This window comes from Chryseobacterium sp. (genome assembly GCF_022869225.1).
Lineage (GTDB): Bacteria > Bacteroidota > Bacteroidia > Flavobacteriales > Weeksellaceae > Chryseobacterium.
Genome location: NZ_JALIHL010000001.1, coordinates 2541499 through 2557070, shown reverse-complemented (window position 1 = coordinate 2557070; position 15572 = coordinate 2541499). Strand labels below are relative to the sequence as shown.

Here is a 15572-nt window from a genome sequence, read left to right as displayed (position 1 = left end):
CTATTTTGTTATGCCAGATTACACAGCCCTACAGAAAGATTTTTACAGAGAAAGCGGGAAATGGCTTTCTTCCTTTCAGATTTGGAAGAAGTGCATCAATCCTAATCTCAGATACATTTACATATTCAGAAAAGCCCAGAAATACAGGAAATCATCTGCTGCCGGGCTGTTCTGGAGAGTGGTTTTACGACATTACCAGATCAAATACGGTTTTCAGATCTATCCTGAAACTGAAATCGGAACAGGCTTGTATTTGGGACATTGGGGCGCTTTGGTCATCAATCCTAAAGCTAAGATCGGTAAAAACTGTAATATTGCGCAGGGAGTTACGATAGGACAGCAAAATCGTGGAAAAAATGAAGGTTTTCCTGTTATTGGTGATGAAGTGTGGATTGGCCCCAATGCAGTGATTGTAGGGGGTATCAACATTGGAAACAATGTCCTGATTGCGCCGAATGCGTACGTTAATTTCGATGTCCCTGCAGATTCTGTGGTGGTGGGAAACCCGGGAAAGATTTACCCTACCACAGAAGCGACAAACGGTTATATCAACAATAAGGTTTAATTGGTCACCCCGTTCTTTTTGTTAATAAGATACGCTACCAAAAGATTGGGAAGCCAGCATAACCAGGCTACAGCAATGTAGGAATTGTCCGGATCCTGTGTGATACTCTTTAAAACAGGAAACCAGACTCTTAATGTTACTGCAGCAAAGGTACAGGCATAGCTGTACACCATGAATTGCTGATGCTTTATTACGTTACCTTTGCTTATATGCACTACTGCTACCAAAGTTGTCATCAGCCAGATTATTCCCAGGCAAGCAAACCCGACACATGATACAATTCCTCCGTTAGCATATATTCCCATATAGATAGCAGAAACGGAACTTATCAGCACTGCGGCTACGTAGAGTTTTCCAATGACTTTGTGTATCTTTAAATATTTATTTCTGAACTGGCTTCCAAACTGACGCCAGCCAATGAAGAGGGAAATTCCTCCAAAAATAATATGAGCAAAAAATGCAATTTTCCAGATTGAGTTTTGAAGGACCTCCAATGATTTGGAACCCAGAAAAGTGTCTTTGTGTTCAACAAAAACATAAATTAAAGGATAAGCACCAATAAGCAATGCAAAAATAGATAGGATAACAAATAAGAATCTCTTCATAACAGTTGATTAAATTTTCTGTAAAAATGAGGATAAAGAAAGGCTCAACTGTTCCAAAATGAAAGATGAAACAAATATTATATCACTTATTATCCGACACTTACTCTTCTCATGTGAGATGTTGACTTTTTAGAAACTCTCTTGGAGAACAATTCATATATTTTTTAAAATTCCGGTTAAATGAGGTCTTGGAATTGAACCCACTTTCAAAAGCCAGTGATAAAATCGTGTACTTTTGGTTTTCAGGAAGCATGGCTATTCTTTTAAACTCCTCGATCCGCTGTCGGTTGATATAGTCATAAAAATTTTTATTCTCCAACGAATTAATGGTCTGGGATAATAGGTTGGGATGAACATCCAACAGCTGCGCCACATGATTCAGATTCAGATCCGGATCTTTATACAGCTTTTCGTACTTCATCTTATACACCAGTTTTTCATAAATAGCCTGTATAACATTATCTCCCGGAGAGTTTTTCTGATACTTTACCACATCATGATCAGGTTCTTTTTCAACGGCAATATCAACGGCAAGAGGTAAATCCAAAATACCCACACGACTGATACCGAAGTAAGCCGCAACCAGAATAAACAAAACAACCATGGAAAAAATAAGAATATCATTCCTTATGATAACTGCAATCCATATTAATGCAATCCCCGTAATCAGATAATAGGACCAATTCAGGTTAATTTTTTCAGTATTAGAGTATTGATCGGAAATTTCTTTTTTGTATTTTCTGACTGCAAGAAGACTTAAGCCCACATATAAAATTCCGGACAAAATCATTAAAAATTTAATAACATCACTCAACACCTCATATCCCTTACCCTTATTCTGGTAAACCGTCATCCTATCCTGTGGAGACAGCATCAAAAATTGAAGTAAAATCATATAAATCATCAAAACAGGTACCCAATGCAGTAACCACATCTTTTTACCCGTATTTCTACCCGTCAGGCTCAGAATATACAAATACAACATCGGGCCATGCATGAAAGGAAAAGGAATTTCAAATCCAATGAGATAAGGAAATTTTAAATAACCTCCCGAGCGGAACAAGACAAAGAAAACAAGATGAATTCCTATAATCAGAAACCAGAAGGCCAAAAGAAAATCTACTATTTTCTTTTTCTGCTTTCCCAATATAAGAAAAGATGAAAAACAGGCAATAACAATTCCTGCCCAATAAAATATTCCCAGATCAAAATCCTCCATTGAAACTATAGGGTTAAAATCAGGACCTTAATTTATTCATTTTTCCACAGTAAATGATTATTTATTTTGAATATCCTGATCTGCAATTCTTCTGAGCAACAGAAAATTCTAAAAATATTTTAATCTACATTTCTCACATTCTAATTTATACTTTGTAATTTTATATTAGTTTTTAAACGTTTTGAATTATCTGCCGCACGGCAGCTGCACCAATGCAAAGAATACTGGTATATTACTTATGATTTTAAGCATATTTTAATATTAAACTTTGTTAAAAGTGATTGATTTTTCAGCAAAAATTATATTTTTGCATAATTATTGATTTAGTCTATTGATTTTGAAAATAATTTAAACGAAATAAATAATTATAAACTTTTTAAATTTAAAATTATGTCACAATCGTACGAAGTTATTTTCGAAAACAACAAGAAATGGGTAGAATCCAAAGTGTCAGAAGACCCAAACTTCTTCCAGGAATTAGCAAAAACTCAGACTCCTGATTATCTGTATATCGGATGTTCAGACAGCAGAGCAACAGCGGAAGAATTGATGGGAGCAAAGCCGGGAGAGGTATTTGTCCACAGAAACATTGCCAATATTGTCAATACTTTAGACATGAGTTCCACAGCGGTTATTCAATATGCTGTAGAACATCTTAGAGTAAAACACATTATTGTATGCGGACACTACAACTGCGGTGGCGTAAAAGCTGCGATGACCCCTCAGGATTTAGGTTTATTGAATCCATGGCTGAGAAACATCCGCGACGTTTACAGACTGCATCAGGCTGAGCTTGATTCCATCGAAGACGAGGACCAACGTTATGACAGGCTTGTAGAACTGAATGTTCAGGAACAATGCATCAACGTAGTCAAAATGGCCTGTGTACAGGAAAGATACATTTTAGAAGAGTATCCTATTGTACATGGCTGGGTATTTGACCTTAGAACAGGTAATATTATTGATTTGGAAATCGATTTTGAGAAAATCTTAAAAGACATCCAAAAAATTTATAACCTTACCAGTTCTGATTGGGTAATGAGCAGAAAAACAAAGTAGTTTTTCTAAAAAAATGTAAGATGAAATTCTGGAGTATTATTGTATTGACTATTTTTCTGAATTTTACAGCGCTGCCAAGCATTGCTGCGGTAGCAGGCTGGGATATTCTGAGAACCAATACAATCATCAATGAAGAAGAGCCTCATTCTCACCCATCCTCTTTTATTGTTTATGAAAAGACCCTTCCAAAAACTCTGGATGTATTTGATTATCTGAAGTTTTCCGAACCTGATTTTCAGGGGATGTCTTTTGTGCTGATTGATGATTCTTTTCATCTATCACCTTTACTTACCATATTTTCTCCGCCTCCGGAAGCTTAACTCCTATAGTTAGATTTTTTTGATACCTATCCATATCAGTTTTTGATATCGGATACCCATGTACATTAAAAATTAAAATTTTCAAACTTTTATAATTGACTTATTTACAGCTAAATAAGCCGGTTATATCTCACAGCTTCACATCATGAAAAAGACATCATTAATAGGAGGAATCAAGGAGAATTTTCCTTCAGGACTCGTGGTATTTTTAGTGGCACTCCCACTATGTTTAGGAATTGCTTTAGCTTCAGGCGCTCCGCCGTTATCCGGAATCATTTCGGGTATTGTGGGCGGCCTGGTAGTAGGAATACTCAGTAATTCAAATATTTCAGTCTCCGGACCTGCTGCAGGTTTGACGGCCATCGTTTTAACAGCGATAACAGATCTTGGCGCATTTGAGCTCTTCCTTTGTGCAGGGATTATTGCAGGCCTGATCCAATTGGTTTTAGGGTTTATAAGAGCAGGAAGTATTTCCAACTATTTCCCGAATAACGTCATTGAAGGAATGCTTGCGGCAATAGGAATTATTATTATTTTAAAACAGATTCCACACGCTTTAGGATTCGATAAAGATTATGAAGGTCATGAATCTATTTTTGATAATGGCCTAAACTTCGGATATTTTACAGAATTATTTGGGGCTATCCATCCGGGCGCCATTATTATCACTTTGATTTCCGTAGCAATTCTTGTCGCATGGGACAAAATTCACGTACTGAAAAGGCTTAAAATGCTTCCGGGAGCCTTGGTAGCCGTTATTGTAAGTATTATTTTAAATCAAATATTTAAGATGTCAGGAAGCTCCTTGGCTATCGAAACCCAACATTTGGTTTCCCTGCCCGTACCGCAGTCCTGGGATGATTTTAAAAACCTGGTGACCACTCCTGATTTTAATGGCTTTACCAATCCAAAAGTATGGATCGTAGGCGCAACAATTGCCATTGTAGCATCTATTGAAACCTTACTTTGTATTGAAGCATCAGACAGATTAGACAGACAGCGAAGAATTACCGATACCAACCTTGAGCTTAAAGCCCAGGGAATAGGAAATCTGGTCAGCTCGCTGATCGGCGGGCTCCCCATGACTTCTGTTGTAGTAAGAAGTTCCGCGAATGCCAACGCGGGAGCAACCTCCAAGATCTCATCCGTCATTCACGGGCTCTTTTTGCTGATCTGTGTACTTTCCATTCCTGTTATTTTAAATTTAATTCCATTGGCTACTTTGGCAGCGGTATTAATTTTAGTTGGCTATAAATTGGCAAAACCTGCTACTTTCAAACATTTCTGGCATTTAGGAAAATTCCAGTTTATTCCGTTCGTAGCAACTGTTGCGGCTGTTGTGGCAACAGATTTATTAAAAGGGGTCGGAATCGGCCTTGCCATCTCTATTTTCTATATACTTCAGGGAAATATGAAAAGAGCCTATTATTTAAGCAGAGAAAAACTGGATGATGCAGATGGAATCAACATCAAATTAGCTGAGGAAGTTTCATTTTTAAACAAGGCGCTATCAAAAAAACACTTAAAAATATTAAACCCAACTCTACGGTGACCATTGATGCAAGAAGTACATCATACATTGCTACCGATGTACTGGAAATGATCCAGGACTTTGCCAATATCCGTGCAAAGGAACAAGACATCGTGGTAGAGCTTTTAGGCTTTAAAACCTCATACAAAGATTATGAAAGAAGCCAGGATTCCCATATTTTGGTTACTCATAAAAGAGCAATGTAACCTTCATTCATCATCAATTATTTTTTTAACTTTAAATTTTGAAAACAATTAAATTATAATATGAAAGCACACACATACGAAACCCAATCAACAATTACTCCTGAAAAAGCTTTAGATTTTTTAAAAGAAGGAAACCAGAGATTTGTAAACAATCTTAAAGCCAACAGAGACCTTCTGGAGCAGGTAAATGCTACCCGTGAAGGGCAGTGGCCGTTTGCAGTGGTTTTAAGCTGTATAGACAGCCGTACTTCTGCGGAACTTATCTTTGATCAGGGATTAGGAGACGTTTTCAGCATCAGAATTGCCGGTAATTTTGTAAACCAGGACATTCTGGGGTCAATGGAATTTGGGTGTAATGTTGCCGGTTCCAAGCTTATCGTAGTATTAGGCCACACCAAATGCGGAGCCCTAAAAGGAGGTCTTGACGCAGCCCAGATTGAAGGGCTGGGAATGGATAACCTTAACCACCTGATCAATCACTTTAATCCTATCATCAATGAAGTGATTGAAGAAAATGAAGAACGTTCATCAAAAAACAGTTCACTTTTGGAAAGGCTCAACCAGCAGAACGTAAAAAATGCGATCGAAGAGATCCGCAAACAAAGTTCAACCCTTAGAAACCTTGAGAACGAAGGTAAAATTAAAATTGTTGGAGCAAACTATGATGTCGAAACCGGTGCTGTAAGCTGGTTATAAAAGATGAAACTCATTAAAATTCAATTATAATTTACAGACAATGCCATCGAAATTCGGTGGCATTTATTTTTTCCCTATTTCGTCCCAGAATAAGTTAATAATAAACCTAAACAGCTATTAAGATGACAAAAACCGCAATATAGTTGTTTATTAAAGACAACAGATTAATCATAAAACCTGCAGATAAATTTTAGAAGTAAATAAAAATAAATGACTGCCTTGTTTCTGAGGCAGTCATTCAATATTATTACAAATTATTACAAGCAGTCTATTAAAATTCGATTTTCCAGATTATACCTTATCCCCATCTGAAATTATTTCCCGTTAAACGCTGACATTGTATTATTCAATCCTGCAAATACGAATGAAAGACTGGCCTTGGAAAAGGTTTCAATTCTTTCTGCAAGCTTTTCAGTTTCCTCTTCATTCCAGGTTCCCAGTACATAATCTACCTGGCGTCCCGATGTAAAATCTGCAGAAATTCCAAAACGGAGTCTGGTATAGTTTTGAGTCTGCAATACTTCATTGATGTTTTTAAGACCGTTATGGCCCGCATCAGAACCCTTTCCTTTCATTCTTAATGTTCCGAAAGGAAGGGCCAGATCATCGGTTACGACCAGTACATTCTCCAGCGGGATGTTTTCCTTCTGCATCCAGTACCGTACTGCATTTCCGGAAAGATTCATATATGTATCCGGTTTCAGAACAAAAACTTTTCTGCCTTTGTATTTCCCTTCAGCCATCCAGCCAAAATTAGCCGTATTAAATGAAACTTCAAGTTTCTCAGCGATTTTCTCAGCAACTTTAAATCCTATGTTATGGCGTGTATTTTCATATTCCGAGCCTTTATTTCCAAGCCCAACTATTAAATATTTCATCAGAAATTTTTTGCAAAATTAAGAGATAAAAAATAAAAAACTCAACCTTGGAAAGATTGAGTTTATCTATTATTAAAAAAAACTTTTACTGGGGTTTGTAGATATAGTTCACTCCATATCCTTTCGTCATATACGTCTGTATATCATATACGTAGTTGGTGCTTCTTACAATCGGAGTAGGAATTGCCGGCATAAGATCCGTTACAGACCATCTCTTAGGGTTGTTTGGAGACAGAATAAGACTTTCCTTATCATTGATATCTGTATTTAAAAGTCTTGAAATCTTATACGCTGTCGGCAATAATGTGAACGGGCTGATCTCATTATCATAAGCATAATATTCATAGCTGTATTTTTTGGTAACCCCTCCAAACAGACCTCCAGCCATAGGACCATAATGTCTCACCACTTTAGAGACGTTATCCCCGAAGTAAGAATAAGCTGTTTTTGAGAAATCACTGTAAGCAAATGGCTGTCCTGTTACATCCGGACCGGTTCTCATGATGATAGAATCCAGTTTTGCAGTAGCGGTGCTATATTTTATATTATACAGCGATTTGCTCTTTCTCAGAAGTGTCTGCGGGCCTGGTGCTGTAGCGGGAGGCACCGGTGCCGGTCTTCTGAAAATAGAACGGTTTTCTGAAATCGTTTCCAGCCTTCCGCCATTTCCATAAGTAAGCAGTCTTGTAAAAGAAACACTGTCTTTATCCAGTTTTCCGTTTCCGTCAAGATCTAAGAAACCGTTAAAATTAATCTGGCTGATTTTATCTCCACTGTACATCACATTAGTGATAGAAGCGCTATCTGTGATTACTTTATTTAAAAGAAGTCCGCTGTAATGATATTCTGCTAATGTATCTTTATCTGTAATTTCTCTATATAATGCTCTGGGACCGGTCAAGCCTCCTGTATTATTCAGATCCAATAAGGGATTGCCTTCTTCATCCACTAAATTCTTGCAGGAATGTATTGAGGAAAAGCCTGCTATTAATAAAATAAAATAGAAAAGTTGTTTCATTTCCTGGTAATTGATTATTTTTTCACAAATATAATTTTTTTTGCATAAAAATTATATAATTATTTATATTCCAATAAGATTAACAATTTAATTCTGCTATAAATTTTTATAGCTATAGGTGATTTGCTGATTTTTCTCAACCATTGGATATCCCTGGTTATCATATGAATAGCTTTGTGCTGTATTCACTGCCGGAGTTGGAGGCGGCGACTGAATATACATTGAGGTAGGGTTATTTTGGGATACTTTATAGAAATTGGCAGGATTCACAAGACTCCTGATAATAAAAAACGATTTTGGAAGCGTGGAATACGGACTTCTCTGGGCATCATAGTTTTGAAAGCTATATGATGTTTTCACCGCAGTAGTCATATCGGGAGCCCCATTCGTATCCAGAATCCCTTTAGAACTTACTACCTGGGAAATATTTTCTCCCGCATAGGAAATTACATTTTCTATAAACATATTATAAGCGGATATACCTCCTGCTTTTCTCTTTTCAAGAATCTTGGTAAGTCTTCCGGCAACATCATAGCTGAAAGCATAATCACTTAAGTAAGAAGTCCCGCTGGTAGTTCCCGTTGCTTTACAGGATGCATTGTAAATCCTTCCGCTGCTGTCCGGAGTAAGATCAAACTGGTATGAAACCGCTCCTGCAGTCTGGCTTGTAAAATTGACTTTAGTAAGTATTTTGCTGGTATTGTAAGTAAGGGTTCCGATATAATAAGCATTGGATTTGTCATCTTTAAAAAGAGACTGTTCCAGCGTACCTGCCGTTGTGACATATTCTTCCTGAGATACACTGTTCATACTCACTTTTTCAAGAATTCTCTTCGGAGGAGTTCCGTCATCAGGATTGGGAATAGACTCTGTAGGATCGGATGTTGTATTACATGAAGCCAGCAAGCCTATAAGGGTAACACCGGCAAACATTTTGAGGAAATAGTTTTTTACCATAGAAAATTAGTTTTAGCAGGTTCAAATATAATTCAATTTTCTATATCACCACGTACTTTATTTAAAGAAATTCACAATAAATGGAGTATTTATACAAAAAAAATCTAAAAACATAACGTTTTTAGATTCCTTATTATTATATTATGATGAAAATTAATAGGGTTGCAGCACGGATGTTGTGATTACAGACTGAGACATATCATTGTTTAAATAGTTTGTGTCTACTGCCCTGCCTATCCCTACTGTGGTACTATTCAAGGTTCTTTTTATACAGGCAACCTTCACTATATATTTGTTTTTAGGGGTTAAATTAGCAAGCGTTGCATTCAGATTAAAAATCTTATAAGCTCCGCTGTCACCTATTAATACATCTGTTCTAACAGCTCTAAGTCTGTCATCTACAAAAACCCCACATGCAAAACTTGCTGAATTTGCTCCTGTTTTCTGAACAGTGGTCTGAAATGAAAATGTTACTTTATTGGTAGCGTTGGTAACAGAAAAAGTATCAGTAGCTGCCGGAAGCACCGTCCAGTTCCCCGTTAAAGCATCTCCATCGTAATAAGGATCGGTAGCTCCGTTAGGTGAAGAAAAAAGCACCCCCGTCTGATCAGCCACCGTATTGATAGAAAACACAGACATACTTCCCTGCCCATCCGCAATTTTTACCGTTTTCCAATCATTGGCAGCCATCGTTGAATTATTATGAAGAATATCACCCGCAGTTCCTGCAGAACCTTTTAATAAATCTGTACCTCCTGTTCTTAATTCTTTTCTCACATTCAAATCTCCATTGACGTCAAGCATATTGGTGGGCGCAGCGGTATTGATACCTACTTGCGCATTTGCAAGAATTACCAGTAATAAAGAGGTTATAAAGAATATCTTTTTCATAATTGGGTTAGTTTATAATCGGGTTAAATACCTCCGGCACTTCATATACATCTACTTTCAGAGAAGACTGGGCAATAAAATCATTGATATTGGTATATACATTGGTTCCAATAGTCAGTGTTCTTCCTGTTGCCCCATAAGAGGCCAGCCTTGAGCATGCTACACTCACCGTATGATTTCCTTTGGTAAGGTTTTCAACAATCCCAATTTGAGTATGGGTAAGAAAAGGATGAGAAGAGTTGATTGCATTCAGGTTTCTTTGTCTTAAATTCACCAGCTTATCATCTACAAAAATTCCGCACGCGTAATCAATGGATGTATCTGGATTTCCATTCGCCGCAAAGTCTGCCTGAACCACGGTTTCAAACTGGAAATAAGCTTTACTCTGGGTACTGAATACACTGATGTTCTGAGACAACCCGCTTATTTTCTTGAACCCATTCAGGCTGCTGAAGCTTGTTCCTTTCGTAAAAACCGCTGCTCTGGAAGTGGTTATATTGGCTTGTTCCGTAGAAGTAAACCGAATACCTATCTTGTCAGAAAATGAATTATTGAATATCAGATAAAATTTATTGGGTTCGTATTCAGGAATACGGAGTGTTTTCCAGATAGGAGGATAGCCTTCGCCCTGAGAGACCAGCAATTGGTCATTATTTCCCTGAGATACAGTACCATCTGCAGCATCAAGTACCGCAATTTTATTTCTAAGGTTAAGATCTCCGTTCACATCCAGTTTTGCTTTGGGAGAGTCTGTATTGATTCCTACCTGAGCCAACAACAGGAGTCCTGATGCAAGAAATAAGGTTGATAATATTTTTTTCATCATTAATTAGTTTTATAGCTTACAAATTCAATAACATCCATTTTCAGATTGGATTCCAGGGTAAATGCATTGGAAGCTCCATTGGAAGACTGAACATTACGTCCAATGGCAAACTGGGACAATGAATTTGACGTATCGATCTTTCTGCATGCAATTTCAATTTTATGGGCCCCTACCGGTACATTAAGCTCCGTATAATTAAGGGTGAAAATATAATCCTGTATTCCCGCTTTCTCAGAATTATTGTTGGAAGCAATCCTGTCAGGACGCACTGCTACCAGGGTTCCGTTTCTGAATACCCCACATGTAAATCTGATACTTTCTGAGACAGTAGAAGTTGGAGCTTTCATTTCAACCCCTGTCTGAAACTGATAAGTAAGCCTGTTCTTCCCGTTTTTAATGGTAAAGTTATTTTCAAGCCCCGAAATCTTTACCCATTTACCTTTTGCAAGATCAGTGACATTATCTCCCACGCTGTTTTTGTAGATATTATCCCCTGCAACACCATTAGAAAGTGTTGAAATACCCGATTGATCCGATGACAAGTAAGAATTGATCAATTTATACTGCCCCTCTTCCATAAAGGAAACATTCAATGATTTCCAGACCGGAGAGCTGCCCTCTCCCTGAGAAACCAAAACCTGGCCGTTCAATCCGGCATTACCAGCCTGAGTGGAGGTTCCACCAACTCTAAGCTCTTTTCTTAAGGTGGTCTTTCCATTGACATCGAGAGTAGATTTTGGCTTAGTTGTCCCGATTCCCACCTGTGCGCCTAGCTGGATCGAAAGCAATCCAATTACGCAGCAATAAATTATTTTTTTCATAATAAGGACTGCAAATGTACAAATTAAGAACCATAAAAATTCCAGCTACATCCCTATAAACCTATAGAAATAAACACATTACAGCATAGAATTATTCGCACATGAAAGTAGAATTATTTCTACATAACTCTACTTTTCAACTTGCATAAAAATAAAATAACTCCACAATATGCCTATACAAAGGAGTTTACAACTTTTTTTTAATCATTGAAAAGTGACTTTAAAATCTATGAAAAGGAGTTAATTCTCTCCCGGATGAATACTTCCAGAAAAAAACCTGATAATAATCACAAAAAAACATATAAAAACTTAAGTTTTTATATGTTTTTAAATTTTTAAAGAAAATATTACACGATGAAGAAAAATACAATTAATTATGTTCTATAATCGCTTTCAGCAATATATTTACTTCATCCACATTTTTAATTCGTTCTTTTCTCATCATAAGCTGATTACCCTCTTTACCTGTTTTTTCTTTAAGCTGAGCTTCCGCAGGGTTCCGGGTGAGATAATTAATGATATGTCTGAATCGGTCGGTCTGGTAAAACTTATCTTGAGGACTGCCCGGGAAATATCCTAAAAAAACACCGTTTTTCATCACAATCTTATCAAAACCGATATCTGCAGCAAGCCATTTTAAAGCTACGCTCTTCAGAAGGTTTACCGCTTCTTTCGGAAGGGGTCCAAAACGGTCGATGAGCTCAAGTTCAAACTTATAAAGATCCTGTTCATTATCAATTTCAGCAATTTTCTGATACAGCAACAGCCTTTCTTCCGTATTGGAAATATAGAAATCCGGCAACATCAGCTCCAAATCAGTATCAATATTTACATCCTTTACAGATTTGAAAAGCTTCTGCCGGTCTTCTTCGTTCTCGAACAGGTTTTCAAAATCTGCATCATCCTTCAATTCTTCCAGCGCCTCCTGCATCAGCTTTTGGTAGGTTTCAAATCCCATCTCATTGATAAAGCCGCTCTGTTCTGCCCCAAGCAAATCACCGGCACCGCGGATTTCCAGGTCTTTCATTGCAATCTGGAAACCACTTCCCAGGTCTGAAAACTGTTCAATAGCTTCCAGGCGCTTTCTTGCATCAGCAGTCATCATGTCATAAGGAGGAGTAATCAGGTAACAGAAAGCTTTCCGGTTGCTTCGCCCTACCCTTCCTCTCATCTGGTGCAGATCTGCCATCCCGAAACGCTGAGCATCATTGATAAAAATAGTATTGGCATTAGGAACATCCACTCCACTTTCAACAATGGTTGTAGAAACGAGAACGTCATATTTACCTTCCATAAAATCGAGAACATTTTTTTCAAGCTGCTTTCCTTCCATCTGCCCATGTCCGGTAATAACCCTTGCATCAGGAACCAATCTCTGAATCAGCCCGGCAATATCTTTAAGGTTTTCAATCCTGTTATTAATAAAATAAACCTGTCCGTCTCTCTGGAGTTCATATGAAACTGCATCGCGGAGGGTTTCTTCATTAAACCCTATCAACTGAGTATCAACAGGCTGCCTGTTGGGCGGCGGAGTTTTGATGACCGACAGATCTCTGGCCGCCATTAAAGAAAACTGCAGCGTTCTTGGAATAGGAGTCGCCGTAAGCGTCAGCGTATCAACATTATTTTTCAATGTTTTCAGCTTATCTTTTACCGAAACGCCGAATTTATGCTCCTCGTCAATGATCAACAGTCCTAAATCCTTAAATTTAACAGAACTGCCTACCAGCTGATGGGTCCCAATAATGATATCTACTTTTCCGTTCTTCAGGCCTTCTAATGTCTCTGATTTTTGTTTTGCCGTTCTGAACCGGTTGATATAAGAAACGTTCACCGGGAAATCTTTCAATCTTTCTTTAAAACTTCTGTAGTGCTGAAAAGCCAAAATAGTGGTCGGCACCAATACAGCCGCCTGTTTCCCGTCCGTTGCCGCTTTAAAAGCAGCACGAATCGCAACTTCAGTTTTCCCGAATCCTACATCACCACAAACCAGCCTGTCCATCACCGTATCTGCCTCCATATCTTTTTTCACATCTACCGTTGCCTTTTCCTGATCCGGGGTATCTTCATAAATAAAGCTGGCCTCAAGCTCATTCTGCAGGTAAGAATCCGGAGTATAAGCAAAACCTTTGGCGGTCTTTCTCTGGGCATACAGTTTGATAAGATCAAAAGCAATCTGCTTTACTTTGGCTTTTGTTTTTTGTTTTAGGGTCTTCCATGCCGGAGATCCAAGCTTGCTCAATACAATCTCTCTTCCGTCCGGACCATTATACTTAGAAATTTTATGAAGTGAATGAATACTTACATATAACAGGTCTCCGTTTTTATAGGTCAGCTTAAAACATTCCTGAATTTTCCCGTCGTTATTTACTTTTACCAGCCCCATGAATTTTCCGATTCCATGATCAATATGGGCAATATAATCACCGATCTTCAAAGACATCAGATCTTTCAGGGTAAGCTGTTCGGATTTTGCAAAGGTATTTTTTGCCTTATACCTTTGGTAACGGTCAAAGATCTGGTGATCGGTATATACCAACAGCTTATGTCCATGATCTACAAATCCTTCGTGCAGTTCAGATTTAAAACTTTTAAAAGGAAGTTCATGCTCCAGTTCTTCAAAAATAGACTCCAGCCTTTCTCTTTGCTTTTCTGTTGAGAAAGAGATCCAGGTATCAAAACCCTCGCTCTGCCTCTCTTCAAGGTCTTCAATCAGCAGTTCAAAGTTTTTATGAAAAGAAGGCTGGGGAAGCTGCTCCATTTTAATTTCAGTGATATCCTTCAGCCCTTCAATGCTTATTCCTGCAAAATCAACTGTTTTAAATTTTTTATAATCAAACAGGAATTCCTGGTCTGAGATAAAAAGTTCCTGTGGCGTTCTGTGAGCAATATCCTTATTTAAAGTATCATATTTTTCCAGGGCTTTTTCGTAAAATGTTTTGATCTTCTGTATGCCTACCAATCCATTGCTGGAAATAATAAAACTATCTTTTGGCAGGAGCTGCAGTAAAGAAACCCTGCTTCCCGTCACTGAAAAGTTCATATTGGAAACCAACTGAAATTCTTTCACTTTATCTATGGAAAGCTGTGTTTCTATATCAAAGGTTTTAATACTTTCCACCTCATTCCCGAAGAATGTGATCCTGTATGGTTTTTCATAAGAATAAGAAAAGACATCCACAATTCCACCTCTCACCGAAAACTCTCCGGGTTCAGAAACAAAGTCAGCCTGTTGGAAATGATAGTGATTAAGCAGCTCATCCACAAAATCAAAATCCAGCTGATCGCCCACTTTGATCTGATGGGATATGGCCTTAAAATCTTCTTTCTTTAATACTTTTTCAGATAAAGCTCCTGCGTAAGCAACAATAACCTTAGGTGAACGTCCTGAATTTATTTTGTTTAAAACCTCAGTTCTCAGTACGAGATTGGCATTCTGGGTCTTTTCCACCTGATAAGGTTCAAGATGGGTAGCCGGAAAATACAGCACTTTCTCTTTTCCCAACAGATCTTCCATTTCGGTATTGGCATACAAGGCATCTTCTTTATCATCGATCAGATAAAGAATACTTTTCTTTTCGATTAAAAAGAGCTCGGCTACAAAAACAGAAACTGAAGACCCTGCACTTCCCTTCACAGCAATATGCTGACTATTTTCTAACTGGAGAAAAATTTCTTTTCCGAATTCCTTTTGCATCAGATCCGGGAGAAACTTTTCATTGATGGATTTTAACTGCATAAATAGTAATGGTATAAACGACAAAAGCGATTTCGGGAGTTTTCCGAAACCGTTAAAGTCATACAAAGGTAAGAATATTTTTTTCTTTTTATCATGAGCTACAGGACATTCAAAAATAAGAACAAACGCTTTAACTCTTAATTTTTTATAATTTATCTAAGGAGTTGTTAAAATATTTTAAAGATCTGCTGATGGCATAATGTTTGGCAATTTAACCTTATCGAACACTTTAAAGAATAAA

At 37.7% G+C, this 15572-nt stretch carries 13 protein-coding genes and 1 pseudogene; 5 read left to right on the top strand and 9 right to left on the bottom strand.

The features are described from left to right. Positions 1-10 precede the first annotated feature (10 nt). Positions 11-565, top strand: coding sequence for a serine acetyltransferase (locus MUW56_RS11925; protein ID WP_292013408.1), 555 nt, complete (start codon positions 11-13; stop codon positions 563-565). Here MUW56_RS11925 and MUW56_RS11920 read toward each other — a convergent pair. Then, a complete protein-coding gene (locus tag MUW56_RS11920; protein ID WP_292013407.1) occupies positions 562-1170 on the bottom strand; it encodes a DUF2306 domain-containing protein in 609 nt (202 codons plus the stop codon). The genes MUW56_RS11925 and MUW56_RS11920 overlap by 4 nt on opposite strands. Positions 1171-1279: 109 nt before the next feature. After that, entirely contained in the window at positions 1280-2389 is a 1110-nt protein-coding gene (locus MUW56_RS11915) for a helix-turn-helix domain-containing protein (RefSeq protein ID WP_292013406.1), read from the bottom strand. 390 nt (positions 2390-2779) lie between these two features. On the opposite strand from MUW56_RS11915, the gene MUW56_RS11910 reads away from it, so the two are divergent. The 4 genes and pseudogenes from MUW56_RS11910 (at position 2780) to MUW56_RS11895 (ending at position 6201) form a co-directional block, all read left to right on the top strand. Further along, positions 2780-3448 carry a carbonic anhydrase gene (locus tag MUW56_RS11910; RefSeq protein ID WP_292013405.1) on the top strand — a complete coding sequence of 223 codons (669 nt, stop codon included), beginning with the start codon at positions 2780-2782 and terminating at the stop codon, positions 3446-3448. 20 nt (positions 3449-3468) lie between these two features. Then, positions 3469-3768, top strand: a complete 300-nt coding sequence (locus tag MUW56_RS11905; protein WP_292013404.1) for a hypothetical protein — start codon at positions 3469-3471, stop codon at positions 3766-3768. Positions 3769-3913: 145 nt separating this feature from the next. Next, positions 3914-5505 (top strand): annotated as a pseudogene (locus MUW56_RS11900) (SulP family inorganic anion transporter). Between the two features lie 60 nt (positions 5506-5565). Continuing rightward, complete coding sequence (locus MUW56_RS11895) at positions 5566-6201, top strand: carbonic anhydrase (protein WP_292013403.1); 636 nt, start codon at positions 5566-5568, stop codon at positions 6199-6201. 314 nt (positions 6202-6515) lie between these two features. Here MUW56_RS11895 and pth read toward each other — a convergent pair whose 3' ends face one another. The 7 genes from pth to mfd form a co-directional block, all read right to left on the bottom strand. Then, a complete protein-coding gene (pth, locus tag MUW56_RS11890) occupies positions 6516-7079 on the bottom strand; it encodes an aminoacyl-tRNA hydrolase (RefSeq protein WP_292013402.1) in 564 nt (187 codons plus the stop codon). A gap of 85 nt (positions 7080-7164) precedes the next feature. After that, positions 7165-8097, bottom strand: a complete 933-nt coding sequence (locus MUW56_RS11885) for a hypothetical protein (RefSeq protein ID WP_292013401.1) — start codon at positions 8095-8097, stop codon at positions 7165-7167. A 96-nt stretch (positions 8098-8193) separates the two neighbouring features. Next, complete coding sequence (locus MUW56_RS11880; RefSeq protein ID WP_292013400.1) at positions 8194-9054, bottom strand: hypothetical protein; 861 nt, start codon at positions 9052-9054, stop codon at positions 8194-8196. A gap of 153 nt (positions 9055-9207) precedes the next feature. Next, positions 9208-9945 (bottom strand): hypothetical protein, encoded by a 738-nt coding sequence (locus MUW56_RS11875; protein ID WP_292013399.1) that lies wholly within the window; start codon positions 9943-9945, stop codon positions 9208-9210. 7 nt (positions 9946-9952) lie between these two features. After that, positions 9953-10771: a hypothetical protein gene (locus MUW56_RS11870; protein ID WP_292013398.1), complete on the bottom strand. Its 819-nt coding sequence runs from the start codon at positions 10769-10771 to the stop codon at positions 9953-9955. Further along, on the bottom strand, positions 10771-11592 hold the full coding sequence (locus tag MUW56_RS11865) for a hypothetical protein (RefSeq protein WP_292013397.1): 822 nt from the start codon (positions 11590-11592) through the stop codon (positions 10771-10773). The genes MUW56_RS11870 and MUW56_RS11865 overlap by 1 nt, the downstream gene beginning before the upstream one ends. A gap of 370 nt (positions 11593-11962) precedes the next feature. Next, positions 11963-15331, bottom strand: a complete 3369-nt coding sequence (gene mfd, locus MUW56_RS11860; RefSeq protein WP_292013396.1) for a transcription-repair coupling factor — start codon at positions 15329-15331, stop codon at positions 11963-11965. Between the last annotated feature and the right edge of the window lie 241 nt (positions 15332-15572).